This is a genomic window from Pseudodesulfovibrio sp. 7M6, assembly GCF_050058625.1.
Lineage (GTDB): Bacteria > Desulfobacterota > Desulfovibrionia > Desulfovibrionales > Desulfovibrionaceae > Pseudodesulfovibrio > Pseudodesulfovibrio salinus.
Genome location: NZ_CP188816.1, coordinates 194,284 through 219,364 on the forward strand (window position 1 = coordinate 194,284; position 25,081 = coordinate 219,364).

Sequence of the window (25,081 nt, forward strand, 5' to 3'; positions counted from 1 at the left end):
AGTCTCCTTGCATGGGGTTAGTACCTGGATTGCAACAATTTACTGGTGGCCATAAGTATGATCACGCAGATGATGCTGATGATGAGGACCAGCGTATTGGCCAGTCCGTCGTTCCCTGCCTGGACCGCAGAGTATACGGCGAGCGACAGGGTCTGTGTTCGGCCGGGCAGGTTGCCTGCCACCATAAGGGTGGCGCCGAATTCGCCCATGGCGCGGGCAAAGGCGAGCATACCGCCCGAGATGACGCCGCGCAGGGCCAGAGGGAGGGAAACTCTCAGGAAAAGAGAGAATTCGCCGAGCCCCAGTGTGCGGGCGGCGTTTTCATATTGCTTTCCGACGCCTTCCAGCGCGGCGCGGGCGGATTTGAACACCAATGGGAAGGCCACCACCGTTGCGGCAATGACCGCGCCCTGCCATGTGAACATCAGGGTGATGCCGAAAGTCCGTTGCAGCCATACGCCGATGACGCCGCGCCTGCCGATGAAGACCAGCAGGTAGTAACCGAGTACGGTGGGGGGCATGACCATTGGCAGGGTGCACACGGCATCCAGAAAATCGCGCCCGGGGAAATTCCAGCGGGCCAGCACATAGGCGGCTGCCACGCCGATGATCATGGAAGCGATGGTGGCCAGACCGGCGACCTTCAACGTGAGCATGAGCGGACTAAGAAAGGCCGGGTCCGCAAAATCGATCCAAACGATGTCCATAGGGGGTATCATCCTCTCCGGTAGAAACGGCCCGGAGTCTCCCCCTCCAAGCCTGCACGCAGGTTCCACAATCGCGGAACCTATCCTATCCCTTGCATAGTTTCCTAGAAGGCGCGGGTGTTATCGGCAACCTTGTCACGCGAATAGCTATATGCGTGACAGGAGGTTGAAAGAAGCTGCTGTCCGGTACCGGACATCATTGCTGGGAAATGAGGGTGGGGGAGGGCAATATTTAAGGCTCAGAAAAAGTGAAAGGCCTCATGGCGGTGATTGAGGCCTTTCGGGGGAGTCCCCGGCGGGGATTGCCGGGAAAATATGTATTGAACAACTTCATAAAACATGTTTGGCCGCCTTGCGGCAATGGGGAAAGCTCCTGTTGTTGCGGGAAATGGCGGGAAAATGTCCCGGTCAGGGGGGCGACTGCAACGTCTAGAGGTGATCGGAAATATCAACCGTCATGGCAGCCTATTGCTGTATCAGGACGAGGCGGGAAGAATGACGTTTTGTTGCTGCAGTCTCTAGTCGTCATACCCGCGAGGGTTCTTGCTCTGCCAGTTCCAGGTGTCCCGGCACATGGCGTCGAGGTCGAGCTTCGCTTCCCACCCCAACTCACGGCGGGCCTTGTCCGTGTCCGCAAAGTTGACGGGGGTGTCGCCAGCCCGCCGGGGTGCGAATGTGTATGGCACCTTGACGTTGTTGACCCGTTCGAAGGCCTCGACGATTTCCAGCACGCTGTGGCCTTGGCCGGTGCCGATGTTGTGGGTCATACAGCCGGGGGCTTCTTCCAGCTTGCGCAGGGCGGACAGATGGCCACGGGCTAAATCCACCACGTGGATGAAGTCGCGGATGCAGGTACCATCAGGCGTTGCGTAGTCCTTGCCGAAGATGCTGAGCTGTTTTCGCTTTCCTATGGCCACCTGGGCGATATACGGCATCAGGTTGTTGGGCGCGCCGGTGGGATTCTCGCCGATGAGGCCGGACGGGTGCGCTCCAACGGGATTGAAGTAGCGCAGTATGGCGATGTTCCATTCCGGATCGGACGCATGCAAATCGCGCAGCATGGTCTCGATCATGACTTTGGTTCGGCCATAGGGATTGGTGGGCTCCAGGGAATGGCCCTCGTTGTAAGGCGGAGCGTTTTTCGAGCTATACACGGCCGCCGACGAACTAAAGACCATATTCTTACAATTGCATTCCTTCAGCGCCTCGCAGAGGTTGATCAGGCTGAGGAGATTGTTGCGGTAGTACATGAGCGGATGCTCGATGGATTCGCCTACCGCCTTATGCCCGGCGAAGTGGATTGCCGCGTCGAAGTCTTCTCGGAACAGGGTCTTCACTTGAGTGGGATCGCACATATCCACGTCACGCGATCGAACCGGCATGCCGGTAATTTCCCTGACCCGGTCCAGCGCCTTGATGTTGGAGTTGGCGAAGTTGTCCGCGCAGACGACCTCGAATCCGTTTTTCAGCAGTTCCACGCAGCAGTGGGTACCGATGTACCCAGCGCCTCCAGTGACGAGTACCTTGCGAATGTTCATCGGAAGCACCCTAATGGCATCTTGTGTTCGCATCAAGGTTTTTGCAGGGTCGCGGCCGTCTCTAACCGGCCCGGCGGCAAAGAGCGGAAAGGGCCGTCTCCGTTGCATCCACCATGGCCTCAAGGGAGTAATGGGCAAGAATGTGTTCGCGGGCGTCGGGCGTTTCATTCCGGGCTATTCCGGCGGCGAGCCTGAGCAATCCGTCGGCCAGAGCCTCCGGAGCATCGGGCGGTACGACAATGCCCGTCTCCCCAATTACCATGGCAGCATCGCCGACATCCGTGGCCAAACAGGGAATGTTGCAGCTCATGGCCTCGCCCAGTGCATTGGGGAACCCTTCGCCAAATGAGGAGGGCAGGCAGCAGATATCAAGGGCGTTGTAGACGGCCACCATGTCCTGAAGCGCTCCAGGCCAGGCAAAGCTGTCCGCCAGACCGAGTTCCCGAGCCTTGTCCTGTATGGTTCTCTCCAACCGGCCGCTTCCGACGCAGACAAAGCGAATTGCCGCATTGTGTTCCTTTATCCGATTGGCGGCGGCAAGGAGCGTCACGTGCCCTTTCATGGGGTCGAACCTAGCTATCACGCCAATGAGGATGTCCGTGTTCCGGGATGTCCACTTTTGCCGCAGGGCGGCTCCCCTTTCCCGGTCGGGAACAAATATGTCGGTATCAATGCCGTTGGGGATTACTTCTATTTTGTCCGCGTTCATTCCCCTGGCGATGGCATGGGCCTTTCCCGCATGGGAATTGGCGATGATGGCGGTCGCGCGGCGGGATAACATGACCTCGATCCGGGCGGCCAGGCGCGCTGCGTAGTCGTAGTGGGCAAGGTCCATGTTGGAGGCCCGTATCGACCACACCATCGGTGCCCGGAAGGCCAGCCCCTTGAGTGCTCCGGCCAGGATGTTGGATGTGCCGAGAAAAGAGTAGATGGCATCGGGATTGAAATCTCGGATAGCCCTGATCAGGCGTCCTGCGCAGCCGACGAGGTCCCATCGTCCGCGTTTGTTCAGGGTCCGGAGGGAAACGTCGGTAAGTTTCGTCTCCAGCGGTCCGCCCGGGTAGAGTGTCAGGACCTGAACGTCGTGTTTCCTGGCAGCCAGTCCATTGGCGCAGGCGACCAGCTGTCTTTCGGCGCCGCCAATCTCCAGGGATGCGATAAGAAAGAGGACTTTCACTGCATCTCCTCCCCGAGGAGCGGCCAAAGGTCATGGTTGTTGATGTTTTTCACCGGTCTGAACCCGGCTTCCGTCTTTTGCAGGACGACGATGGCTTCTCCGTCCGTGTATTTTTCATTGTTTTGGGAGATAACCAGCGCGCCCCCCTCGGACAGGCTGTTGCCGAGATTGGAAAGAATGCCCAGGATTTGTTCCCGGGTGAAGTAACTCAGGTTGAGAATATTGGCGCACTTGATGACATCGACGGGGTGTTCCAGCCGGTCGTTGCGTATATCAAAGGCCCGGATGCCTCCCTGTTGCGGCGCTTCGGAGAGGAATGGGTTCAGCGTTTCAATCTGCTGTAATCCGTCTGGAGGGTGGGGAGTGTCTGAGGGGACCGACAGATAAAAGCAGAGGAATTTAATCCCGAGCAGACGGTTGTGGCTGTCGAGGAAGACCTTCCCCAACGGGATGTTGCGATATCGGAAAACATTGTATCGGTCGGTGAGGAGGATCTCAGAAAACAGATGCCGATTTTGCAAGAGCGTCTGGGCCGAGCTGCCGTCGGAAACGCCGACCTCCATCAGCCGCTTGCCTCTCTTTGCCGCCAGTTCCAGTATCTCGGCATCGGCAAGGGTGTTGCGCTGTCCCGAAGTGGTTTTATACGTATCGCGGATGTTGATGTAGGACATGGCCAGGGAGAAGATCGCTGCGCGGTCTTCTTCAGCGGGGAGGCGCATGGCGTCGAGCAGGATAGCCGGCGAAAAGCGCAAGCGAAAAAACCGGAAGAACAGCATCCGCCGCCGAGGCCGGGCGAGGACCCACCGAAGCACGTTGACGCGATCCAGGCACAGCCCGCTCTCCATGAGAAGGTGCTTCCACCTGGGCCGGTTCATGGATGATTCTCCTCAAGCCAGGACTGGAACATGAGGATGTTCCAGAGATGATGACAGAAGAAGTAGTCGCCATTCAGGTAGTCCTGCCAGAGCTGTTGTACTTTTTCGGTATTGAGAATTCCCTGGCGCTGCATCGTGGTTTTGTCGAGCAGGGCTTCGCACCAGTCTCGGAGTTCGTTGGCCATCCATTGTTCGATGGGGACGCCGAATCCCATTTTGGGCCGTTCCACCAGCTCGGCGGGTACGTACTTGTGCAGCACCTTGCGGAGAACCGTCTTCCCTGTTTTCCCTTCCACCTTGAGCTGGGTGGGCAGGCTGGCCGCGAATTCGATGACGCGGTGGTCGAGCAGGGGCACCCTGGATTCGAGGGCCACAGCCATGCTCGCCCGGTCGACCTTGGTCAGGATGTCGTCGGGGAGGTAACTCACGGTATCCCAGAACGTCATCAGACCGAAACGGTCTAGGGAAAGCCGGTTGTCGGGATCGGTGAGCTGCGAGCCTGCTTCTTTGGCGCCGAGCACGAGTTCCTGTGGATGCCGGAATTGCGATATGAGGCTCCTGTAGAATTCCGAAAAGTCGGTCATGGAGACCGCATCGGCCCGCCAGCGCAGATGGGGGCCGAGCCTGCCGAACAGGGAGAAAAGGGCCGCGGGCAGATGGGGGACCAAGGCCGCGGCCATGCGCCGGAACGGCAGCGGCACCTTTTCCACAAGGCCCCATTTGTCCATCATGAAGTAGCGGGAATATCCGGCAAAGAGTTCATCGCCGCCATCCCCCGAAAGGCAGACCGTCACCTGTTCCCGCGCCAGGCGGCTGATGCAATAGGTGGGAATTTGGGAGGAGTCGGCAAACGGCTCGTCCCAATGGCGCGGGATGAGCGGGATGACGTCCAGCAGGTCCTGCGGGGTCAGGTAGAGTTCGGTGTGGTCCGTTCCCAGGTGGCGGGCGACCTCTCTGGCGTGGTCCGCTTCATTGAATCGGCTTTCGTGAAAGCCGATGGAGAAGGTCTTGATGGGGCGTGTAGACCGCTTTTGCATCAGGGCCACTATGGTGGAGGAATCTATGCCTCCCGAAAGAAACGCGCCAAGTGGGACGTCCGAAAGCATGCGGAGCGAGACGGCATCGTCCAGCAGGCCTTCGAGCGCTTCCGTGGCCATCTCAATGTCGCCCTGGAAGGGATGGCAGCCGCCGTTGGCCCAGACGTCGCGGGCGGACCAGTAGGTGGTTATGGAAGGAGCCGTCGCGCCTTCGGCAAAGGTGGCGATGGTGCCGGGTTGCAGCTTGTAGACATCCTTGTAGATGGAAGATGGCGCTGGAATGTAGCAGTGGCGGAAATAGGCGCAGAGGGCGTCCCGGTCGAGTTCGTTGTTGAAGCCCGGAAAAGCCCGCAGGGCCTTGAGCTCGGAGCCGAACACCACAGCCCCGGAAATATTGCCGTAGTACAGCGGCTTTATCCCGACCCTGTCCCGCACAAGGTGCAGTCGCCTTTCCTGCCGGTCCCACACGGCAAAGGCGAACATGCCCACAAAGCGCTTTACGGCTTGTTCAAGCCCCCATTCCCGGATGGCCGCCAGGATGGTTTCGGTGTCGGAGGTGGACCGGAAATCGTAGCCGCTGAGCTCGTTGCGCAGGGAGAGGTGGTTGTAGACCTCGCCGTTGTAGGTGATGGCGTACCGGCCACACGCGGAGTGCATCGGCTGGTGTCCCAGGGGGGAGAGGTCCAAGATGGAGAGACGCGTGTGTCCAAGGCCGATGCCGTGCTCGCTGTCAAACCATATGCCCTGGTCGTCCGGCCCCCGGTGCGGGAGCGTGGCTGTCATTCGGGCCAGGTCGCTTTCCCCGGCGAGGGCTTTCGTATCTATGAAACCGCAAATTCCGCACATGGTGTAACTCGAGTAAAAGATGGCCGCACACTGGGGCCCGTTGCCGGATTGAAGTCGTCTGCCGAATGATCAAAACTGCGCGAATTCAATCGGGAAGGCAAGCCTTTCCCCCGTTGCGGGGCGCAAGCGAGCGTCGGGTCAACTCCGTCCGAACAGCCGCCATATCTTGCGTGTAATGCGTTGCCACAGCTCGCGGCTCAGGTCTCTGCCGTCCAAGTCCTTGGCTAATGCACCCGATGCTGGGTAGGCGGCAATCAGCGCCGCCATTTCCCGAAACATTTCTTCCTGCTCCGTGCCGTTCAGCGTGAATTTTTTGACCAGGGCGCATGCAAAACGGGCCTGGAGGGGCACGGCGGCCTCCAGGAATCCCGGGCTGCATCCATTTTGCCGGTTGGTGAAGCTGAGGAGCGCCTGTCTATCCGCCACGGATAGTTCCTCGTCGAGGAATCGTTTGCCGGTCTGCAGCAGGGTCTGCATCGCGCTATCGTAAAGACGTCGCGAGTTGACCCGCGAAATCTGGTTCCTATGGTAAAGCCGTTGCAGACCCGGGATAGCGGGAGCGGCCATGGCCGTTTTCCCGATGAGTCGGCACCACAGTTCGTAATCCTCGCATGCGAAGGCCGGGTCGTAGCCGCCTGCGTCTCGCACGACGGCGGTCCTGAACATGACCAGGGGGTGGGGGATGGGATTGTGCCCGACGCAGAGGTGCCAGGCGATGAGGTGGTTGGTTCTTGGGGGTGAATGGCGGGCAATGATTTTGCCGTGATCGTTGACGTCAACGTAGTCGCCGCAGACCACGCCGACCTCGGGGTGTGCGTCGAGAAACTCCGTCTGCGCCTTGAACCGGCCGGGCAGGGAAATGTCGTCGCTGTCCTGGCGGGCGACATACTCGCCGCGTACGGCTTGTATGCCGGTGTTGAGCGCTGCGGCTACTCCCTGATTTTTGTCGTGCCGCAGCAGGCGGATGCGGGAGTCGTTTCCGGCGGCTGCTTCCAGGATGGCCCGGGAGTTGTCCGTGGAGGCATCGTCCACCACAAGAAATTCAAAGTCCGCGAAATCTTGGTTGAGCACACTCTCAATGGCACCGGCCAAATGCTGCTGGCCATTGTATACCGGCATGAGAACGGAGAGCTTGGGCATTAGTCCTTCTCCACTTCGGCCCAGATTTCTCCCCAGCGCACTTCCTGGTAGCGCAGGCGCAAACCGGCCTTTTTCAGTTCGCCGAGGAAGGATTCCATGGTGTATTCGGTCTCATGCGTGGGGTCTAGCCGCCAGTCCTCTCCCAACTCTTTCATCATCGACACCCGCCAGTCCCTTTCAAACAGCGGCACCCTGACCAACATCAGTCCCGCTTTGGTGGTGTGCATGAGCCTGGAGAGGAAGGCGGGGCGATCCTTCAGATGTTCGAGGACGTTCGACAGCACGATAATGTCGAACTTTTGGTCGGGGATATCCGTTGTGACGTCGCCTGTGGCAAAGGTGATGCGCGGATGGGCGTGCCTCTTTCGGGCCATGGCGATATTGGCCGGATCAATGTCCATGCCCAGGATGGATGCGCCCGTGGCCGTGGCGATGGAATGGGACACGGCTCCATTTCCGCAGCCGACATCCAGCACCCGATCGGACTCGCTGATGCGATCCGTAAAAAAATCGTGGTATTTCATGAGCCGATGCTTGGCGTGGATCCCCCCGTCATATTTGACGGCCAGATCGTTTTCCATCGGCGCCAGCAGGTAGTTGAGATGGAAAAGAAACCGCAGACCATCGGCCGGGCCCAGTTTCGCAAGCCGCCTTTCAATGAGCATCAGCAGGAAGGTGGTGAGCCTTTTCCCGGGGAACAGCCGTTCGAGGGCGGGGATGATGGTGGTGCGAAACAGTGATCGAATCATGGCAACCTAGCGACCGGATCGGTCGAGAATTTTTTGATAGATATCGAGCTCAAGTGGAACAATACGCGATAGACCGACGGTTTCAAGAGCGTATTTTCTTCCTTCCTTGGCCAGGAGCTTGCGGAGAGGCATGTCCTTGGAAACAGTCATGACCGCGGTTCTGATCGCCTCTGTCTTGTGGCCGCAGAGATAGCCGTTTTTGCCATGCCGGATGAAGTTGGCGATACCGGGCGAATCACCGACGATGACGGGCAGGCCTGCGGCCATGGCCTCCAGAATGGTCTTGGGGTGCCCCTCGTACAGGGAGGGTTGCAGGTAAAGGTCGCAGGAGGTGAGTATACCGATGAGCTGACGGTGTGGAATGTTGCCATGCATTCGGACGGAGAGTCCCAGATTCCGAATTTTTTCCTCGATTTGCGGGCGGAGGCTACCCTCTCCGATTAATTCAAGGGTCACCGGCAGGCCCTCCAGGGCGGCGAGCAGGTTCAGGATATTTTTTTCTTTTTCCAGGCGTCCTGCAAAGCCTATGCGCAGCACCTCCAGACCGATGGACGCAGGTGCTGCGAACAGTGGCTCCACGATGTAGTTGGGAACGACGTCAACACGCTCCGGTGGGACGCCGTAGTTTATTACCAGATCGCGCATTTCCGCTTCCGTCACGATGCAGTGGTCCGCCAGGGGAAAGACGGCCTTTTCAAGTTTGGCGGCCTCTCTCGCTCCCTGGGAATTTTTACCGTGGGCTCGGGCGACATTCAGTGCGTACATATAACCGCATCGCAGAACGGCCTTGCCGCCCGCAGTCCTCGCGGCAGCGAGCACCTCCTCGGCCCCCGGTAGCTGGTTGCTTTTCACTATGACGTTTTTTCCCCAAAAGCGGGGCATGACCTTTGTTACCATGGCCGAGTAGGCCCGGTAGGGGAGTAGCCATTTGTTGGTGACGATGTTTATGTCCGGGAGATCCTTCGTATATCGCATGTCCCAGCTGCCGCCTGCGGAGACAATGGTCAGCTTGCGGATGTGGGGCCGGATGGCATTATAGAGGGCAATCTCCCGCTCCAGCATGCCCACATGGTCAAAGAGCGCCAGGGAGGTTCCCCGGCCCAGCATGAGGACGAGGTGTACGGATGAGAGGCTTGTGGTGCTTGTGCGTCGGCTCATCCCTTGGCTTCCCCGGTCAGAATCCTGAAGCACTCCAGGTAGCGCAGCGCCAGGTTCTCGGTGGAGTAGGGCTCCATGATTGCCTGCGCTTGGGATGACCATGTCTTGAGCAGGGATCGGTCCGCCACGATCCGGCCGAGTATGTCGTCCCATTCCTCCAGGGTGGTGCAGAGCTTGCCGCCTTTGTTGTCATGGATGATCTCGCTGTAGGACGGAACGGGCGACGCCAGCACCGGGAGCCCTTGAGACAGGGGCAGGCCCACTTTGAAAAAGCTGTGCCCCCGGTCGTAAACGTGCGTGAGGTCACGATAACCCAGTGCGATTTCACCCTGCAGGAGGTGCTCGGGCCGATTGTAGCTCCATCGGTAGAAGTCATAGGGGTAGGAGCGGCTGAAAAAATGGCGTTTTCCCAGTTTGACCCGTGCGTCGGATATGATGGTCAGATCCAGTCCGTGTTTTTTCAGCAACGGCAGCACCGGGGTCAGGTCGTTTGCCTTGACCGAGACGCCGCACCACAGCGCGCGGAGCTTGGGGCGGTCGAAATCGGCCGGATCCTTACACCCGTTGAAATGCGAAAAGTCGATGGAATCGGGGAGGTATCTGACCGTGTCGTGATACTGCTTGGCTTTCCCCGCAATGTATTCGGAGACACAGGTGACCATGTCCGCCTGTTCCACCATGCTGCGGCATTCCGTCACCTGTCCGGAAGAGACGGCGTTGAGCCGGTAGGAGGAGTGGCTTTCCTCGAAATAGTTGACCACCATGTCGAAGATTACCGGGGTGCCGGCCTGCCGCAGTCGTTTGGCTGCGGCAAGAGCTGTCTCGTCCTGCCAGCGCACGAACATGGCGACATCGCAATCATAGTCGTTGATGACGTTCTCCACGCCCAGCCGCGTGAGATACGGAATGAGTTGGAGACAGCGCATCCAGACGGAGGAGGTCACCTTGTCGTAGTCGGTTTCCGTGGACGGTACGAACCAGCCTATCTTCATGATGCACGCCTTTTTTGAGGATCGAATCCGACCAATTGCGCCGCTCGAATGTATGCCTGGAAGACCTTGTCGAAGTGGAGGTCCGGCCGGTTCAGCGCATTGGCCCGATATGTTGGGAGATTGTTCAGGAGTTCTTCGGCCTGATTGAGGGGGAGTCCGGCGCAACGGGCCGGGGCGGGGCCGTTTTCCCCTTCCGGGCCGAGCACCAGTTCCGCAGTGCCGCCCTTCGGGTTGTAACAGACGGGGACGCCACACAAAATGGCTTCCACCACCGTATTCGGGCAGGGGTCATTCTCCGAAGGGAAGTAGAGCATCTTCATACGGCCCAAGTGACGGGCTATGTCACGTTGGTGGACCTTTCCGGCCAGGGTGACGTTGGACATGCCGAAATCGAAGCCCGATTCCTCCTGGCGACCCACCAGGAGAAATTGCTCGCCGGGATGTTTTTCAATGAATTCGTGCAGCAGGTCCAGCCGTTTCTTGTCGCCGACGCCCCAGCTGACGTGGCCGATGAACGGCCCCGGCTGTGCGGGCGGGGTGAATCGGGACTGGTCGCCGCCGTTGTGAATGACGCGGTAGTTGTCCGGCCGGATGTGCGGGTAGACGTTCTCATAGACGAAACGGCTTTGGAACACGGTCAGGTGGCATACCTTGTTCAGTTCGATCAGCTTCCGGTGTTTTTGGGTGCGGACCTCGTCCTCATCCTTTTCGAAATGTTCATCCAGGCGGTGCAGGAGAACGGTGCCCCGGTCGCGCGCCCGTTCCAGGGACCCCTTGTCCGCCAGGTGGGCGATGACCACGGCCAGGTCGCTTTTGTCGGGCCTGTCGACGATCTTGTATCCATGTCGCCTGGCGCACGCAATGAACAGGGAGGCAAAAGTATTGCTCCCGCCGCCCATGGATTCGGGCTTGATGGAGATGTAGAGCCGGGGCTTTATTCCCAGCGAAGGCAGGAAACGCATATCTCGGGTTCGTTCTCCGGATTCTTTTTAACGTTATCCACGCATTCCCTGAAGCGGGTGTAGCGCTCACTATTCCAAATATCTTCCAGGCTGTCCTTGAGCAGGTTGCCCATGATTTCCTTGCCGTCCACATCATAGCAGCAGGGCACTATATCTCCGTTCCAGTAGATGCCGAGCTGGAAATAGGGATCGGTGCATGGCTTTTGATGCTTGCTGCACCGGTAGTCCGGATTGGTCGGGGCCAGGTCGGATACGGACTCCCGAAATCCTTTGGTGAAAAAAATGACGCCTATCTCTTCGGCCATGGCACGGGCCGTCTCCACCTCATGTTCATTGTTGCGCAGGGGGAGGAACTGCCATTCCACCCGAGTTGGGAGTTCCTTGTGCGCTTCCGCTACCTTTCGCATATTTTCATGGACCTTGGCGAAAGTGCCGCCGACCCGATTCACCTGGTAGGTGGCCTCGGAGGCGCCGTCCACGGAAAAGCGGATCAGATCGAACCGGGCTTCGACCACCCGGCGGATCATGTCGTCGGTAAAGATCTGGCCGTTGGTGAATACGCCCACTTCCATGCCATCGGCTTTCAGTTGCTTGGCGAATTCCGGAGTATGCTTGTTGAGGAACGGTTCACCCTGGAAATGGAGGAGCACGCTTTTGATCCCGAACTTTTTCAACTCCGTTCGGACCTTCTCGAAGACTTCGGGCGACATAAATCCCATGGGCCGGGAAAGGAGGTCGTGAGCCACGTTGCCGTGCTTGGCCTCCAGATCGTTTTGCATGCCGACCAGACAAAACGGGCAATTGAGATTGCACCGGTTGGTGGGCTCCAGAATAACCTGCCTGGGGCGTTTGCCCTTGGTGGAGTCCTGCTTATGGAATATTTGTGTGATATTTTTTATGATATTCATAGTGCTTTTTTTAATCGTACAATCAGGTTGCCAGCGAGTCCGTGCCGTTCCTCCCAATCCGCAGAAATGCAGTGATCAAGCTTCGTACTTAACGTTGCCGCCACTTTTAGCCAGAAAGAGTTCGGCCAGCCGTCAATTTCTTTCCATGGAACGCCGAGAAAGCGCATTGTCTGCCTCCGAAACATCCCTCTTCCCGATGCCGGTTTGGAGTAGATATCATTGGTGGCATATATTTCGTCGACGCTGAAATGGTACTTTTCGGCATATTTTCGTATGGCCTTTTTTCGAAAGAAATGGAGATGGCGGGGGATGTCTTCATAAAAAGCCCACCGCGACCACCAGCTGTCCCCATTGGGGACCATGAAGAGGAATGTTCCTCCTGGCTTGAGAACGTCATGGATTGCTTTGAAATACGACGATGGCGAGTGGACGTGCTCCATAACTCCCCATGCCGTGACGTAGTCGAACGAATTCGGTTCATACTGCATTTCCGGCAGATAGCCCACCCTGCAGAACGTAGCCGCATTCAGCTCGGGAGATTCATACAGGTCCTGCCCCTCGCATACCCATCCCAGCGACTGCATATAGGTTATCCAGGCACCGCCGGCACAACCGACATCAAGTAGTTTTCCGGGTTGTTTCGGGAGCAGAGCGGCTTGTTTCTCGTACCGGCGGAGTTGTTTTGCATCTTCGACCGTCCGGTTCGCGTAGTATTTCGACGGGTATGCCAAATGCGAAGTCTCGCGTGTTGGCCTCGGGCTGAGGTAGCGGTGCGGGCAATGTCGGCATTGTACCACCGAGTATTCGGGAGTGTACATTTTATGCCGCAGGTCGGGCATCGAAAAGAGAGGCTTTGCCGCCGTGCTGCCGCACAGGTCGCAGCCAGTGGTCTCCAACTGTATTTCGGGCATTGGTTAGCCTTCCTTCTGCCAGACTATGTAACAAGGATACATGCTTGCAATCTCTCGGTATGGATTGCAGCAAGTTGTTTGTGCTTTCATGACGATCCCTATCAATGACGCGGTCTTGGGAGGCTATTGCCTTTTAACTGAAAAGTTTTGTTTTTCGGTGCGACCCATAATAGTCCATTATCCATCCAGCCTCGGACGTTGACAGCCGTTTCTCCCAGCTCATGGCCCGCTCGGGAGCAATTCCGGTAAAATTCATGCGGCTGCGCTGTCCCGACGTTGTGCAGATCGAATGGGCCAGTTCTCTGGAATCGTCCACCTCGAGGAAGCTGAAGATTCGTTGCAGTACGTCTACGGGATTCGATAACAGATCCTCGTACCGGATCGGCAGGATGCGTCGGAAGCGGCGAATGTATTTTTCACTTGCATTCATGCAGTTCACGTAGTCAATGACGAACTGTTTCAAGTTTGCCTCATTGAGTGGCGCTTTGTCGGGTGGATAAAAGCCGAGCTTGATGAATGAGGCCGTCACGGCTCTCGGGTCCCGTTCAATGAAGATTACGGGGCCCAGTGTCCGAAAGTCCTTGGCGAATTTCTTCATTACCCCATATTGGCAATGCGTCAGGGAAATAGCTTCCTTGTTGCCTACCACCTGTGTGGTTTCCCGTACTCCGAGCATATAAGACCGCCGAACGAAGTCGACAATGGAGAGCTCACCTTTGATGTAGGCCCAGGCCAGCAGGGAATAGGCCTCCGAATCGATGGGATGATCCCGCAGAATTTTGACGTAGGAATCGGCCTGGGGGTCGATCAACAGGCGTTCATTACCAGTGTGGATCCAATAGACCAACTCCCACTCGCTATAACTCACTATGGCCGGGTGCTCATTGAGCAGGTAGTTGAGCAGGGTGGTTCCACTGCGCTGAAAACCTATAGGGAAGAACATTTTCACTTAGTTTCTCCAGGAGGCATTGTCTGTGTCGATCCGTTCGTCCTTAGAAGACTCGATCCCTTTGTAGCCGATAAGCATAGCGGAACAGATGTCTGTAGTAAAATCGCATGACCGGAGGGGCCAACCTCAACTCGGCGGCGACAAAACGCCACCAGTCGTTCTTGAAGGCGGTGGGCATGCCATGGGCCGGCTTGGTCGCCACGCCCCACACTTCGGGCAGAGATTCGTGCAGCGGATACATGATTCGGACCGGGGCCAGCCCCGCCTGGACAAACATATTGTGGAGAGAGACAGCCGTGAACATGGAATTGTGGAACACGTTGGCGAACCGGTACCCATGGGGAGAGAGCCTGTAGGTCGGCAGAATACAGAGGAGATGGCCGCCGGGGCTGAGCAGGGTGTACAGCTTCCGGTTGATGGCGGAGAAGTCGTCGAAGTGCTCGTGGACGTGACTGGAGTATATGAGGTCGAAGCTCTCCGGTTCAAGCTTTGTGTCTTCGATGCTGGTCTGGACCAGATCCACATTGTATCGATTCTCTGCCATTTCAATGAGGGATCCATCCAGTTCAATACCCACGGCCTCATTCCCCCGGTCGCGAAAAGCTCGTACCGCGCCGCCGTATCCGGCACCAATGTCAAGGATGCGCAGTTTTTGTTGTAGTTCGACATGCCGCCCGCACCAATCTAGATGGCCGAGGGGGCGGTCATATCGATCCAGGAAGAACTGTTCGTCATATTCCCTGTCCTGGCGGTAAATGCCCTTCGCATAAATGTTGAGGATGGCTTCCGTCGTCGGGCGGGGGTTTTGGAAGAAGAACCCACACGTTTTGCAAACGGCCCACCAACTGACGGTGTCGGGCAGACCCAGCCTTGCATATACCTCCGGCGGCGGCTTAATGTCGAACCCTCTTACAGGGTGAAATCGTGTCCCATTGCAAAGCGGGCAGTGTTTCAGTTTTTTCATATTGGTGCGGTTTTGTTTGCGCTAGGTCCGGAGGTTATGTTGGTTAAGCTTCTTTCAGGCTAGAGCCCGTGGTCGTTCCCTGGTGATCGCCTGTTGTCGGGAATTGATAAACCGACAGTCGGTCGGCGAGCCTCGAGATGGGGGACCCGGCGAAAATGCGGACTCCCCGGGGACGAAAATAGAGGTCGTTTAGCGCAACTAGGTAACTGTCGACCGGGTGTTTGTTCCCTTTGTCCGACATGGTCGCGTGTATGGTTTGTTTGCGTTGGACGAGAGGCTCTACGTACTGGGCTTTTTCCTGCCATTGCATCAGGGGGTGGTTGTCGTAGAAATGAACGCTGTCGAGGAGATCGACGCCGAGAAGGACAATTTTGGAATAGCACATCGTCGCGGCGAAGTGCATGACGAACCCCATCACCCCTCTGTAATTGATTGATTTCTCAAAGTGTGAAGCCTTGAAAGAGTGATCGGATGTCAGATAAAGCGGCTCCGGATATTCATACGGGAGAAATAGGCTGTTTGGAGGATAAAAGTCGGGAAGTATCCGTGGGTGGATTCCTCGAGTGACCGCGCGGTTGCCGGAGACCATAAAAACGGTTTGAGAACACCTCTGTGACCGTTCTCCCATGATTTCTATGAATTTTTTAAAATGGTATGAGCGGCGCGGATAGTTTGTGCAGTGGAAGCTTGGGATGAAATCGTGGAGTAGCCACCAGTTGAGGCCCAGCGAGTCGTGTTCGGCAACGTGGGCCCATTGGGCGGAGGTTATATTGTTGATCGACGTACTGCCGCCGAGAACAAAAAGTGTGTCCGACTTTTTCCGCTCCTTATGGAGACGTTCAAAATCGTAAACATCGTACGAAACTTTTCTATTTTGGATCCAGCGGTGGATGGTTTCCGGACGGGAGATGTAGCGGTTGGTCCCGGCCTTCAGACAGTTGAAAAGCGTGTCGTATTTTTGTGTTTGTCTGGAAATGGTCATATGGCGTGGTTCCAATGCGGAGGTTGGCTTTGAGGATTGAACTGATAGCCGACTACGCGGAAGCTCTCTTGGAATCCGTGCTTGGCAAAGAATGAGCGGGCACGGGTATTGCTTTGCCGGACCCCCACGCCGATGCGGTCAAGATTGCGTGCTCTAGCGAAATCCATAGCGTTTCCCAACAGGGAAGCGGCGAGTGGGGAACCGTGATATTCGTCGTCTGTTCCGATTTGGAAAATGTATCCGAATCCGGAGCCGGGACGCCCCCAAGGCTCTGACTCGATGGAGAGAAATCCAACTACTTCCTCATTTTTTTCCGCCAGGAAATATCCGGACGGGTCAAAACTAGCTCTTTTTTCTATTTGCCGTACGAAGCTCGTGTCCACAATGCTGCCAAGGAACCCGAGGGCTTTGTTGTAGAATTCGGCGTATCGCAACTCATCTTCCCCCGGGATCATATTTCGGATGCATACATCTTTCGGGAGCTTCTTCTGGCTGGATCGAAATTCGTCGATATGGCACAGCAACTTGATTTGGGAGAAAATCGTCCGTTGTACGTTCATCTTGCCCAGAATGGCGAGTACATCTGTATTATAGCTTTCAACCAGGAGGTGGCAGGGCGCCGTGCCCAGGCTTGCCTTCAGGGCCTCGGCATCCGCAGGGCCGTCTCCTATCCAGGTAAGTTGCTTGACTACGGGGAGTTCGAGTGACTGCAGGTTCAGCGGCGGAGTCTGAATATACGACCAGCCACTATTTTCTTCCACCGCTAGCCCGTCGGGAGTGTTCGAGTGGAGAATGTCAGGATACCCGCATTGTTGCTGTTGTGCGGAATGGTATTTGATCCAGTTGTTCGTCATTATGCTATTGGGGCGCCTTTTGTTCGTTGCTGATACCGCCGCGGCGTTGGTGGTGTCTGGTAGGGGCAATGCGGTGGACCCTTTGGAACGCGTCGGTCCCAGGCTAGGTATACTCGCCGAACTCCCGTGAGATGCCTTCCAGGTAATCTTTTGCCTGGAGCAATTCCTCATCGCTAAGGTCGTTCATATTTACATACGGATGCGCATAGACAGGTCCGAGTTCATGGAAGTATTTGTCCTCATTGCGGATAATGCCTTTTTTTGAGAGCCTCTTCATAAATTTCCGTGTCCGGAGATGGGGTCAGGATGCCGACTCCCGCATTGTTGAGTTCCAGGCGACGGATGAGTTCTGCGGTCTCTTCGACCGTGCTCCAATCCTCGCCCGGTCCTCCAACGATGAATGTTGCGTGTATGTCAACGTGTTTTTTGACGTTACTCAAGACGCGTATGATTTCTTCGGATGTGATCTTTTTCCGATAGCTTTTGAGCATTTTATCGCTGCCAGATTCGACGCCAAAGGAGACATCGAAGAGTCCCAGCGAGCTCAGTCTTTGGATTATTTCTGGTGAAATGGCATCCACCCGGGCTTGAAAGCGCCACTGGTAGTCCATGTCCTGCGCCTGAAGGACATTGGCGAATCCTTCAGCCTGACTCGTGTTTGACAGGAAGTTGTCGTCTACGAAACTGAACCGGGTCAGGCCAAATTTCGTGTATACCTGATGCATGAGTTCAAACGCTCTTGGTGGCGAGATTCTCGTTATTTTACTACCGAAAACACGCCGGCAAAAGGTGCATTTACCATAGCAGCCTCTAGATGCGACGAGCTCCCAACATCGGTTTGTCCGTTTCAGGAAATCAATGTACGGAGCTGCATTGAACCTGTTCAGATCGGGAAGCAGCCACGCATCGAGATCGGCAAGTCTGCGTCGAGGCTCGGTAAGTTGCATCTTATTTTGCTTCCTGAAGGCGATGCCCTTGACCGCCGCCAGATCCCGCCCCTTTCCCAGCGTGTCCACTAAGTCAATCGTTGTCTCCTCGCCTTCGCCAATGACAGCGATATCAACATGGGCGTATTTGATGAGATGCTCGGGAATAGTGGAGGCGATTGGGCCTCCGACGACAATCCGGCATTGGGGCAGTCGCTGCTTGATGAGACCGAAATACCTTTTAAAAAAGGAATATGTGTAATTCCCCAAGTAGCCGAAAGTCATCAGGATGTCGCAGTTGTCCTCGACTAGGCACCGTAACACCTCCTCATGGGAATTAAAGGTGTACGTGTCGTATGTCTTGAATTCCACCCCCGCACTTTCGAGAACTCCTGCAATGATGCTGAGGCCTGTCGGATAGTGCAGTTGACTGAATTTGTTTTTCAGTATTGGTGACACCTCGGTATGACTTGTGCCAGGCTCCTGAGGCGCCAAGTTTATGGGGGCTACATTCATCTATTTCCCACTCCTGCTGCGATTGCCCTTGTCTGGGCTACTTGGTCGTGGTCTCGTCCCATTTCGTGGTGTTCGAATAGCAGTCCCGGCAGAGGGCAAATTCGTCGTGGCCCATGGCGAAGCTCAGTTCTTGGCGTAATTGCTGAATCTTGTCCGATAGATAGCCCTGCTCAATGGTGAAGCCGTCCTTACCCATGGTGCCGAGGTAGAAGTCGTCTTCATGGTTGTAGCAGCAGTCGCAGGCAAAGATGTCGCCGTTCCAGTGGGCAATGACTTTGAGGAACAGAGTCACGCAGCGTTTGTGTTCTTCCCTGATGCTCTGCTGCTCGACATACTTTTTGACATGCTCCAGTTCCTTGACGCGGGAAAACATGGTCAGGTCGATGTCCACCTTGTCGGCGAACTGAAGGAAGTGTTCGAAGTACCCTTCCACGTGCTCGGTAAAGGCTTCGCTGCGGTAATCCAGTACATTGGTGTACAGGGTCAGAAACGGCGCTTTCGCATTCATTTTTTCCCGTATGTTGTACGCCATTTCCAGCTTACGCGCGAAATCGTCCTCGTAGTCACTGTTGCATCGAACCGCATTGTGTTCCTCCGGGGTCAGGCCGGAGGAGGAAAACCTGATTTCATCCAGGCCGAGGTCCACGAAGGCGCGCATCATGTCTTCGTTCATCTGGTGGCAGTTGGAAAAAATGGTAGTCAGAACATCGTGCTTCTTGTTGTTGGCGACGATGTCCACGATGCGGGGATGGAGCAGGGGTTCCCCAAAGCCTCCGTGGCGAATGGCTGCCCGGTGCTTGCCGGCTTCATGGGATATCCGGTCCATGACCTCCATGTCCATGTAGCCGATCTTTCGGTCCATGAGCTGGCGGGAGCAGTACAGGCATCGGTTCTGGCAGGCATTGGTCGGCTCCACGGTGATCACCAGCGGGAAGCGCATGGTGTCGGCGTTTTCCAGGGGATGCAGCCACTGGTCGCGGGACCACAGCTCGCGGTAGGGATCGTCGTCGGGGGAGTTCTTGTATCTATACATGACATAGCTCCTTGTAGGTTTCCAAAACAATGATGCTCCCCCAACAGGGCGGAGACAGAATTTTGTCGGGCTGCGGGTTGATGCCCAAGGCGGTCAGGGCGGGCAGGCAGAGGCGCAGCAGGCTGTTTCTGAGAAGTCGCATGACTTCGTATCGGTTGAAATATTCGGTTTTAAAATAGGGTCGGTGTATCTTTGGTCGGGGCAGCCCGGCTTCCAGCAGAAGGCTGGACAAGGTTCGCGGACCCCACAGGTTGATGTGCTGGCACGGGTCGTTGAGTCGGAACGTTTCACGGAATATCCGGGCCGCCGGTCCGTCCCAGTTGGGAGAGCTGACCAGGAGCATGCCTCCGGGCCTGAGCCAGCGGACGACCTTTTCAATCGCCTGCTGTGGTCGGATGAGGTGCTCCACCAGGTAGGTCATGTTGATGACGTCGAAGTAATTTTCTGGAAACTCGGATTCCATCATGTCCCGGGTTGTTATCTCGGCATTGAACCGTTGTCGTGTGAACTCGGCCGCATCCGGTGAGCATTCTACTCCGTGCAATTCCTTGCCCGGAGCCAGTCCTTCGAAATACAGGCCTGACCCGCTGCCGATATCAAGTACCCGGCCTTTTGGCGCAAAAGCGTCTGTCAGCTCAATCTCAACGTGCCGGTCTCTGATTTTTTTTCGCCGTTCCTCGGGGTCGCCGAAAAAATCGTGTTCCCGGCCTTCAAAGTCCTTGCGGAACAGGGGGTCGGTATACATGGCGGCGTAGTATTCGCCGAGCTGTTCCTCGCTGAGCCGGGGAGAAACGTATTTCATCCCGCACCGAGCGCACCGAACGGCCCGGCCCTGGCCGAGGCTGTACCACAAGGTATGGGACCGGGCGCCACACAGCGGGCAGGGGACCTCCTGCGTCAGCGGCATGTAGGCCCATTTACGGGCCATGGCCTCGCCCGCGGGGCTGGCAAGGTATCGTTCAAAGGCGGTGGTCATGTCAGGCTCCCTTTTTCACCACGTATTGGCCGATGCACAGTATATCCATACCGGTTCCAGAGAAGCAGCGCAGCGCGTCCTTGGGTGAGGTGACGATGGGTTCGTCGTTATCATTGAACGAGGTGTTGAGCACGATGGGCACTCCGGAGAGTTTGCTGAACTCGTCTATGAGTCGCCAGTATCGGGGGTTGGTCTTGCGCGAGACCGTCTGCAGTCGGCCGCTGCCGTCCACATGGGTTACTGCGGGGATGTCCTTGCGCTTATCTTCGCGAATGAGGAAGACCTTTTGCATGAAGGGAACCGGGTAGTCCACCTCAAAGTATTCGCCCGTGCGTTCTTCCTGAATGGACGGGGCAAAGGGGCGGAATTCTTCCCGGTGCTTGACGCAGGCGTTGATGCGGTCCTTCATTTCCGGTGAGCGGGGATCGGCCAGAATGGATCGGTTGCCCAGAGCCCGTTGGCCGTATTCCTGGCGACCCTGGAACCATCCTACGATGTTGCCCTGTGCAATAAAGGCTGCGGCCGTAGCCTCGATGTTGTCCACCTGTTCATAGGGCTGCTTGGCATCTTCAAGTGCCTCCCGGATTTCCTCGTCCGTGAATCCCGGCCCCCAGAAGTCGTGGGTGTATTCAAACTCCCGCGGGTGTCCTAGCACGCCGTTCCAGTAGTAGAAACAGGCACCGAGGCAGGCCCCGCCGTCGTCCGCTGAGGACTGTACATACAGATTGTCGACAACACCTTCGGCCAGGATGCGCCCGTTCATCTTGCTGTTCATGGCGCAGCCGCCCGAAAGGCACAGGTTGCGGGTTCCGGTTTTTTCCACCCCGTAGCGAATGGCCGCGATATAGACATCCTCCACCACGGCCTGGAAGCTGGCCGCGATATCCTTGTGCCTTTGTTCAATTGCATCGCCGTAGTAGCGCTCAGGGCCGAATCGTTCTTCGAACAGATCGCTATACCGCCTGGGCGACCAGATATAATAGGTGAAATAGTCGAGATCGACCTTGATCCGTCCGGTTTTTTCGTCAAAGCGCAGGATGCGCGCGAATTCGTCGTAATAGGTCTTGTCGCCGTAGGGAGAGAGGCCCATGACCTTCCATTCGTCGATGTTGGCGCGGAACCCGAGATATTGGGTTACTGCCGCGTAGACCGATCCTATGGAGTGCGGGAACTTGGTCTCGGCCAGTGGTGTCAGTTTGTTGCCCCTGCCGTGAAACAGTTGGGTGGTAATGTCGTCGCCATATGCGTCGCCGGTGAGAACCAAGGCTTCGTCGTAAGGACTGACGAAAAATGCACCCGCCGCATGGCATTGGTGATGCGGAAGATAGTGGATGTCCATATCCCAGCCGGGCATTTCCAGCCGTTGGCTGATGGCCCCTATGCGTTTGTTGCTCTTGTGCCCCCCAACGAACGCCAGCAGATTGTTCGGCACATAGTGCAGGAACTGTTTGTGCTCACGGACAGCGGCGGTGTCATCCAGAGGTTCGAGTTCGTGTCCCGGATTCCATGCAAAGACCACATGGTCCACTTCCGAGATGCTGATTCCCGCCGCTTTCAGGCAGTAGCTCACGGCCTTGGCCGGGAAAGCGTCGGAATTTTTGATTCGGTCAAAACGTTCCTCGCGTGCGGCCGCGATCAGCTTGCCGTCGCGGATGATGGCGGCTGCGGAGTTGGAGTCGTTGAGTCCAAGAATGTGCATAGGGTTCCTCATGCAGTGTTTTCGACGGGTGGCTTAAAAGGCAAACCGATAGTACCCGTTAGCGGGCTGCTGGAGTGTCCATATCATCGGCGCGGAGGCTTGGAACGATAGGAGTACATGGTAGTAGTCGATGATACCTAATTCCCGTTCCCATTCCTCCAGCGGAGATATTGACGCACTGAGAACGGAGAGGTTGCCACCGAAACGGGATTTTTTGTTTTTCAGCACATCATAAAGGTAAATTGTTTTGTCTTCAAACACCGGAGTTCTTGTAATAAGAAAGCATCGCCCATCATTTGTGAGCATGTCCTGAAACAATTCTAGGAATTCCACTGTTTTTTGACATCCATAGTGCCCTCCTCCGGATGAATCAAGGCTTGTTGTTTTACCATCCCGGTCAAAGATGAACGGAGGGTTGCAGACGATGAGGTCAAATCTATCGTCTGCTGGAGGAGTTTTTGCCCGTATAAATGTTGTGTTGCTTTGCCCCAGGAGCGCTGCGTTAAGGCGGGAAAACCAGACGGCGGCTTCCGAAATGTCGATGCCGACCAGGGTGTCCTCCTCCTGGGCTTGCTGCAGGCCGACAAAACCCGTTCCGCAGCAATAGTCCAGGATCCTCCGGGAAGGTCCGGCAGGTAACGACGCGCGTATCAAGCCGGAAAAGATCAAACTGTCATAGCTGAAGTAGGTGAAAAGTTGTTGAGTCCGATCAAAAATTGAGGTGAGAAAGATGGAATCATCCGTTGCCACAAAACGCAGAAGGCTTTGGAACAGTCCGTCCGGGGTAGAGGCAAGGATTCCGAAGGAGCACGCCGTTGCAAAAAAATCTTCACCCATCTGGCCCGTGATGGTCTTCTTCTCTTGCGGAATACACAGAAAGAAAAAGGAATACAGCCAATTGAGGCCTTGGGTGACCAGGTGGCGTTTGCGATGGACCTCAGGATCAGAGGCAACCGAAAAAATTCGGTTGGTCTCCATCGGTGACGGATTTTTTTCGTATTCGAGGATCGCATGTGTGGAGGCATAGCGACGGAGCGGAACGTTACTGACTGCGTTGTACCCTCGACCCAGAAGAGTACCGATGGTTGTATGCAGGAACGCCACGAGCTTTGCCTCATCCGGTGGGATGGTAAGGAGGGCGACATCGGGCCGCTGCGATTGCTGCTTTTTGAGTCCCAGCATGGCTCTTATTTCATCCGTTGGTTGCCCACCTGCTCGGTCACTGGGCGATGGCATTTGCGGCAGGGGGAATAATTGAGGGCGTTGCCCGTGGCGTGGTCTTTTCTGATGCGGCGCATTTTTTCTCCATCCCAGATGGACTTGAGGCTTTCCCGGCCAATGTTGCCCAGCACCTCTTCCGCGTCCCAGTCGGAGATGCACATGGGCACGTCTCCATTCCATTTCACGCTCAGCCGTTGGAAAGGATATTGGCAGCAGTGGTCCGCCGGAACAGGACACGCTTCCTCGGAGTAGTCATAGTCCGGGTTGAAGCTGATGATGTCGGCCAGGGGGCCGAAGATTCCGTAATACTCATCGGCGTTGTTTTTGACCTGCGACCAGATGGTGTTGACCTTGATGCGCGGAAACCCTCCGCCGATCGAGTCCCGGAGGCGGCGCAGGTTACGGATGCGTTCGACCGTCTCTTCGAATTTGGCAGGCTTGCGGATGCGGTCATAGTCTGCGTGCAGGCCGTCTATGCTGATGGACAGATAGTCGATTCCTGCCCTGACGAGGTCTTCGGCATAGGCTGCTTCTATCTTGAGTCCGTTGGTCAACGTCGAAATTTCCTTGATGCCCGCCTGTCTGGCATATCGGACCATTTCGACGAATTGTGGGTTCATGGAGGGCTCGCCGCGCCAGGAAAGGCGGATGGAATAGAGGCCGTGGGTCGCGCATTCGTCGATGGCCTTGCAGTACATGTCGAAATCCATGTTCCCGTCGCTCTTATCCGCCCGATGCGGGCGGAAGCACATGGGGCAACGCATGTTGCACAGCGACGAGGCCTCGAAGTCCACGTGGATGGGAAAGGCCGCAGTATATTTGAGCTTGGGATAAAGATACCACTGGGCCCTATTGATCCAGAAGGCGGCTGGATGACGCCGGATCAGGTTCCACATGAGTTCCTTTTTCCTGGAGCCAAGGACGAATTGGTCGACGTTTACTTTTGTCATGTTCTTTCAAGAACCTCTGTTATTCTGTCCGCACCGTGACCGTCGACGAGCCGTCTTCCTTTACCGGAAAGGGTGTGTCGGCGCTCAAAGTCATCCATCAGGGCCTGGAGGCGTCCGGTGGTCTCATGGTGGGGAATTCGTTTAATGTCTCCAAGGTTGACCGCCACGCCAAGATCTTCCATGTGGGTGGCCGTTTCTTCTTCATATTCGATGGTCGGGGCGATGGCGGTGGGAACGCCGCTCCATGCGGACTCCAGGCAGGTGTCGCCCCCGGCCGTAATGACCATGTCGAACGTGGTCATGAGCGATGGGAGGTCTGTGATATCCCGCAGCACGGACACCCTGCCCGGCAACCCAGCAGCTTGTATCTGGTCTATGAAGCCGGCTGCATTTCCGTATGCAGGACCCAGAACAAACGTGAAGGAGCAGGCGTGGGCCAGCGGCGTAATGCATGGGAGCATGGCCGATGCGTAGTCATCCGGGTCCGCTCCCCCAAGGGTGACCAGGGCGCGGTAAACCTCCCGCGAAATACGTTCGCACGGGGGTGCTGCGTGGCTGCCGAGCAGGAAGTAGTCCAGGCCCAGGCAATATCGGACGTCGCTACGGAGCTCTGGGTAGTTCCGGTGCTTCGGTAAAACCGAGGGGTTGACCAGCACATGCGGGCAAAGGTCCCGTCCTCCCAGGTCGTCGAAAGCCAGATGGAGGTGTGCCGCGCCTCGCAGGGTTGCTGTCTCCTCCGGTCCGTAGCGGCGGACATCTGTCACCAGAGTCTCCCCATCCGCCATTTGCGCCACCGTCTTCACTTCCTCTTCGAGAGTCATGTCCGGAGCAAGCGGCGTTACCGGGAATCCGTATTCACGTACTTTGGCAACACCCTCCGGATAGTCGCGCATAACAAAGCGCACTTCCGTTCCCCTGGTTTTCACCAAGTGGACGGCCAGCTTGAGACAACGGTAGACGTGCCCCATGGCCAGGCTGTGAATGTTTGCTCCGTCAACCCGGAATATCATG

General features: G+C 56.5%; 24 protein-coding genes. All 24 read right to left on the bottom strand.

Annotated elements, in window-relative coordinates; genetic code table 11:
- Window positions 1-17: 17 nt before the first annotated feature.
- Window positions 18-707, bottom strand: coding sequence for a molybdate ABC transporter permease subunit (modB, locus tag ACI0FG_RS00855; protein WP_419786666.1), 690 nt, complete (start codon window positions 705-707; stop codon window positions 18-20).
- A 518-nt stretch (window positions 708-1,225) separates the two neighbouring features.
- Window positions 1,226-2,245, bottom strand: coding sequence for a UDP-glucose 4-epimerase GalE (gene galE / locus ACI0FG_RS00860; RefSeq protein WP_419786667.1), 1,020 nt, complete (start codon window positions 2,243-2,245; stop codon window positions 1,226-1,228).
- Between the two features lie 61 nt (window positions 2,246-2,306).
- The gene (locus ACI0FG_RS00865; protein ID WP_419786668.1) at window positions 2,307-3,422 is read right to left on the bottom strand and encodes a glycosyltransferase; all 1,116 of its coding nucleotides are present in this window, start codon (window positions 3,420-3,422) and stop codon (window positions 2,307-2,309) included.
- On the bottom strand, window positions 3,419-4,297 hold the full coding sequence (locus ACI0FG_RS00870) for a hypothetical protein (protein WP_419786669.1): 879 nt from the start codon (window positions 4,295-4,297) through the stop codon (window positions 3,419-3,421). Before ACI0FG_RS00870 ends, ACI0FG_RS00865 begins: the two co-directional genes overlap by 4 nt.
- The gene (asnB, locus tag ACI0FG_RS00875) at window positions 4,294-6,180 is read right to left on the bottom strand and encodes an asparagine synthase (glutamine-hydrolyzing) (RefSeq protein WP_419786670.1); all 1,887 of its coding nucleotides are present in this window, start codon (window positions 6,178-6,180) and stop codon (window positions 4,294-4,296) included. Before asnB ends, ACI0FG_RS00870 begins: the two co-directional genes overlap by 4 nt.
- A 138-nt stretch (window positions 6,181-6,318) precedes the next feature.
- On the bottom strand, window positions 6,319-7,320 hold the full coding sequence (locus ACI0FG_RS00880) for a glycosyltransferase family 2 protein (RefSeq protein ID WP_419786671.1): 1,002 nt from the start codon (window positions 7,318-7,320) through the stop codon (window positions 6,319-6,321).
- Entirely contained in the window at window positions 7,320-8,069 is a 750-nt protein-coding gene (locus tag ACI0FG_RS00885) for a class I SAM-dependent methyltransferase (RefSeq protein WP_419786672.1), read from the bottom strand. Before ACI0FG_RS00885 ends, ACI0FG_RS00880 begins: the two co-directional genes overlap by 1 nt.
- Before the next feature lie 6 nt (window positions 8,070-8,075).
- Window positions 8,076-9,227: a glycosyltransferase family 4 protein gene (locus tag ACI0FG_RS00890; RefSeq protein WP_419786673.1), complete on the bottom strand. Its 1,152-nt coding sequence runs from the start codon at window positions 9,225-9,227 to the stop codon at window positions 8,076-8,078.
- Window positions 9,224-10,219: a hypothetical protein gene (locus tag ACI0FG_RS00895; RefSeq protein WP_419786674.1), complete on the bottom strand. Its 996-nt coding sequence runs from the start codon at window positions 10,217-10,219 to the stop codon at window positions 9,224-9,226. The genes ACI0FG_RS00890 and ACI0FG_RS00895 overlap by 4 nt, the downstream gene beginning before the upstream one ends.
- Window positions 10,216-11,181: a glycosyltransferase gene (locus ACI0FG_RS00900; RefSeq protein ID WP_419786675.1), complete on the bottom strand. Its 966-nt coding sequence runs from the start codon at window positions 11,179-11,181 to the stop codon at window positions 10,216-10,218. Before ACI0FG_RS00900 ends, ACI0FG_RS00895 begins: the two co-directional genes overlap by 4 nt.
- Complete coding sequence (locus ACI0FG_RS00905; RefSeq protein WP_419786676.1) at window positions 11,154-12,089, bottom strand: radical SAM/SPASM domain-containing protein; 936 nt, start codon at window positions 12,087-12,089, stop codon at window positions 11,154-11,156. Before ACI0FG_RS00905 ends, ACI0FG_RS00900 begins: the two co-directional genes overlap by 28 nt.
- Window positions 12,086-13,000, bottom strand: a complete 915-nt coding sequence (locus ACI0FG_RS00910) for a class I SAM-dependent methyltransferase (protein ID WP_419786677.1) — start codon at window positions 12,998-13,000, stop codon at window positions 12,086-12,088. The genes ACI0FG_RS00905 and ACI0FG_RS00910 overlap by 4 nt, the downstream gene beginning before the upstream one ends.
- 133 nt (window positions 13,001-13,133) lie before the next feature.
- Window positions 13,134-13,943 (bottom strand): sulfotransferase family protein, encoded by an 810-nt coding sequence (locus ACI0FG_RS00915; RefSeq protein WP_419788335.1) that lies wholly within the window; start codon window positions 13,941-13,943, stop codon window positions 13,134-13,136.
- Window positions 13,944-13,992: 49 nt separating this feature from the next.
- Window positions 13,993-14,913 carry a class I SAM-dependent methyltransferase gene (locus tag ACI0FG_RS00920; protein WP_419786678.1) on the bottom strand — a complete coding sequence of 307 codons (921 nt, stop codon included), beginning with the start codon at window positions 14,911-14,913 and terminating at the stop codon, window positions 13,993-13,995.
- Between the two features lie 43 nt (window positions 14,914-14,956).
- Complete coding sequence (locus ACI0FG_RS00925) at window positions 14,957-15,895, bottom strand: hypothetical protein (protein WP_419786679.1); 939 nt, start codon at window positions 15,893-15,895, stop codon at window positions 14,957-14,959.
- The gene (locus tag ACI0FG_RS00930; protein ID WP_419786680.1) at window positions 15,892-16,749 is read right to left on the bottom strand and encodes a GNAT family N-acetyltransferase; all 858 of its coding nucleotides are present in this window, start codon (window positions 16,747-16,749) and stop codon (window positions 15,892-15,894) included. The genes ACI0FG_RS00925 and ACI0FG_RS00930 overlap by 4 nt, the downstream gene beginning before the upstream one ends.
- A 103-nt stretch (window positions 16,750-16,852) precedes the next feature.
- Window positions 16,853-17,026, bottom strand: a complete 174-nt coding sequence (locus ACI0FG_RS00935) for a hypothetical protein (RefSeq protein ID WP_419786681.1) — start codon at window positions 17,024-17,026, stop codon at window positions 16,853-16,855.
- Window positions 16,989-18,191, bottom strand: a complete 1,203-nt coding sequence (locus ACI0FG_RS00940) for a B12-binding domain-containing radical SAM protein (RefSeq protein WP_419786682.1) — start codon at window positions 18,189-18,191, stop codon at window positions 16,989-16,991. The genes ACI0FG_RS00935 and ACI0FG_RS00940 overlap by 38 nt, the downstream gene beginning before the upstream one ends.
- 37 nt (window positions 18,192-18,228) lie before the next feature.
- A complete protein-coding gene (locus ACI0FG_RS00945) occupies window positions 18,229-19,224 on the bottom strand; it encodes a radical SAM protein (protein ID WP_419786683.1) in 996 nt (331 codons plus the stop codon).
- A complete protein-coding gene (locus tag ACI0FG_RS00950) occupies window positions 19,217-20,200 on the bottom strand; it encodes a class I SAM-dependent methyltransferase (RefSeq protein WP_419786684.1) in 984 nt (327 codons plus the stop codon). The genes ACI0FG_RS00945 and ACI0FG_RS00950 overlap by 8 nt, the downstream gene beginning before the upstream one ends.
- Before the next feature lies 1 nt (window position 20,201).
- Entirely contained in the window at window positions 20,202-21,899 is a 1,698-nt protein-coding gene (locus ACI0FG_RS00955; protein WP_419786685.1) for a carbamoyltransferase family protein, read from the bottom strand.
- Between the two features lie 33 nt (window positions 21,900-21,932).
- Window positions 21,933-23,081, bottom strand: a complete 1,149-nt coding sequence (locus ACI0FG_RS00960; protein WP_419786686.1) for a methyltransferase — start codon at window positions 23,079-23,081, stop codon at window positions 21,933-21,935.
- 5 nt (window positions 23,082-23,086) lie between these two features.
- Window positions 23,087-24,070 carry a radical SAM/SPASM domain-containing protein gene (locus tag ACI0FG_RS00965; protein WP_419786687.1) on the bottom strand — a complete coding sequence of 328 codons (984 nt, stop codon included), beginning with the start codon at window positions 24,068-24,070 and terminating at the stop codon, window positions 23,087-23,089.
- Entirely contained in the window at window positions 24,067-25,080 is a 1,014-nt protein-coding gene (locus ACI0FG_RS00970) for a PseG/SpsG family protein (RefSeq protein WP_419786688.1), read from the bottom strand. The genes ACI0FG_RS00965 and ACI0FG_RS00970 overlap by 4 nt, the downstream gene beginning before the upstream one ends.
- Window position 25,081: the final 1 nt, after the last annotated feature.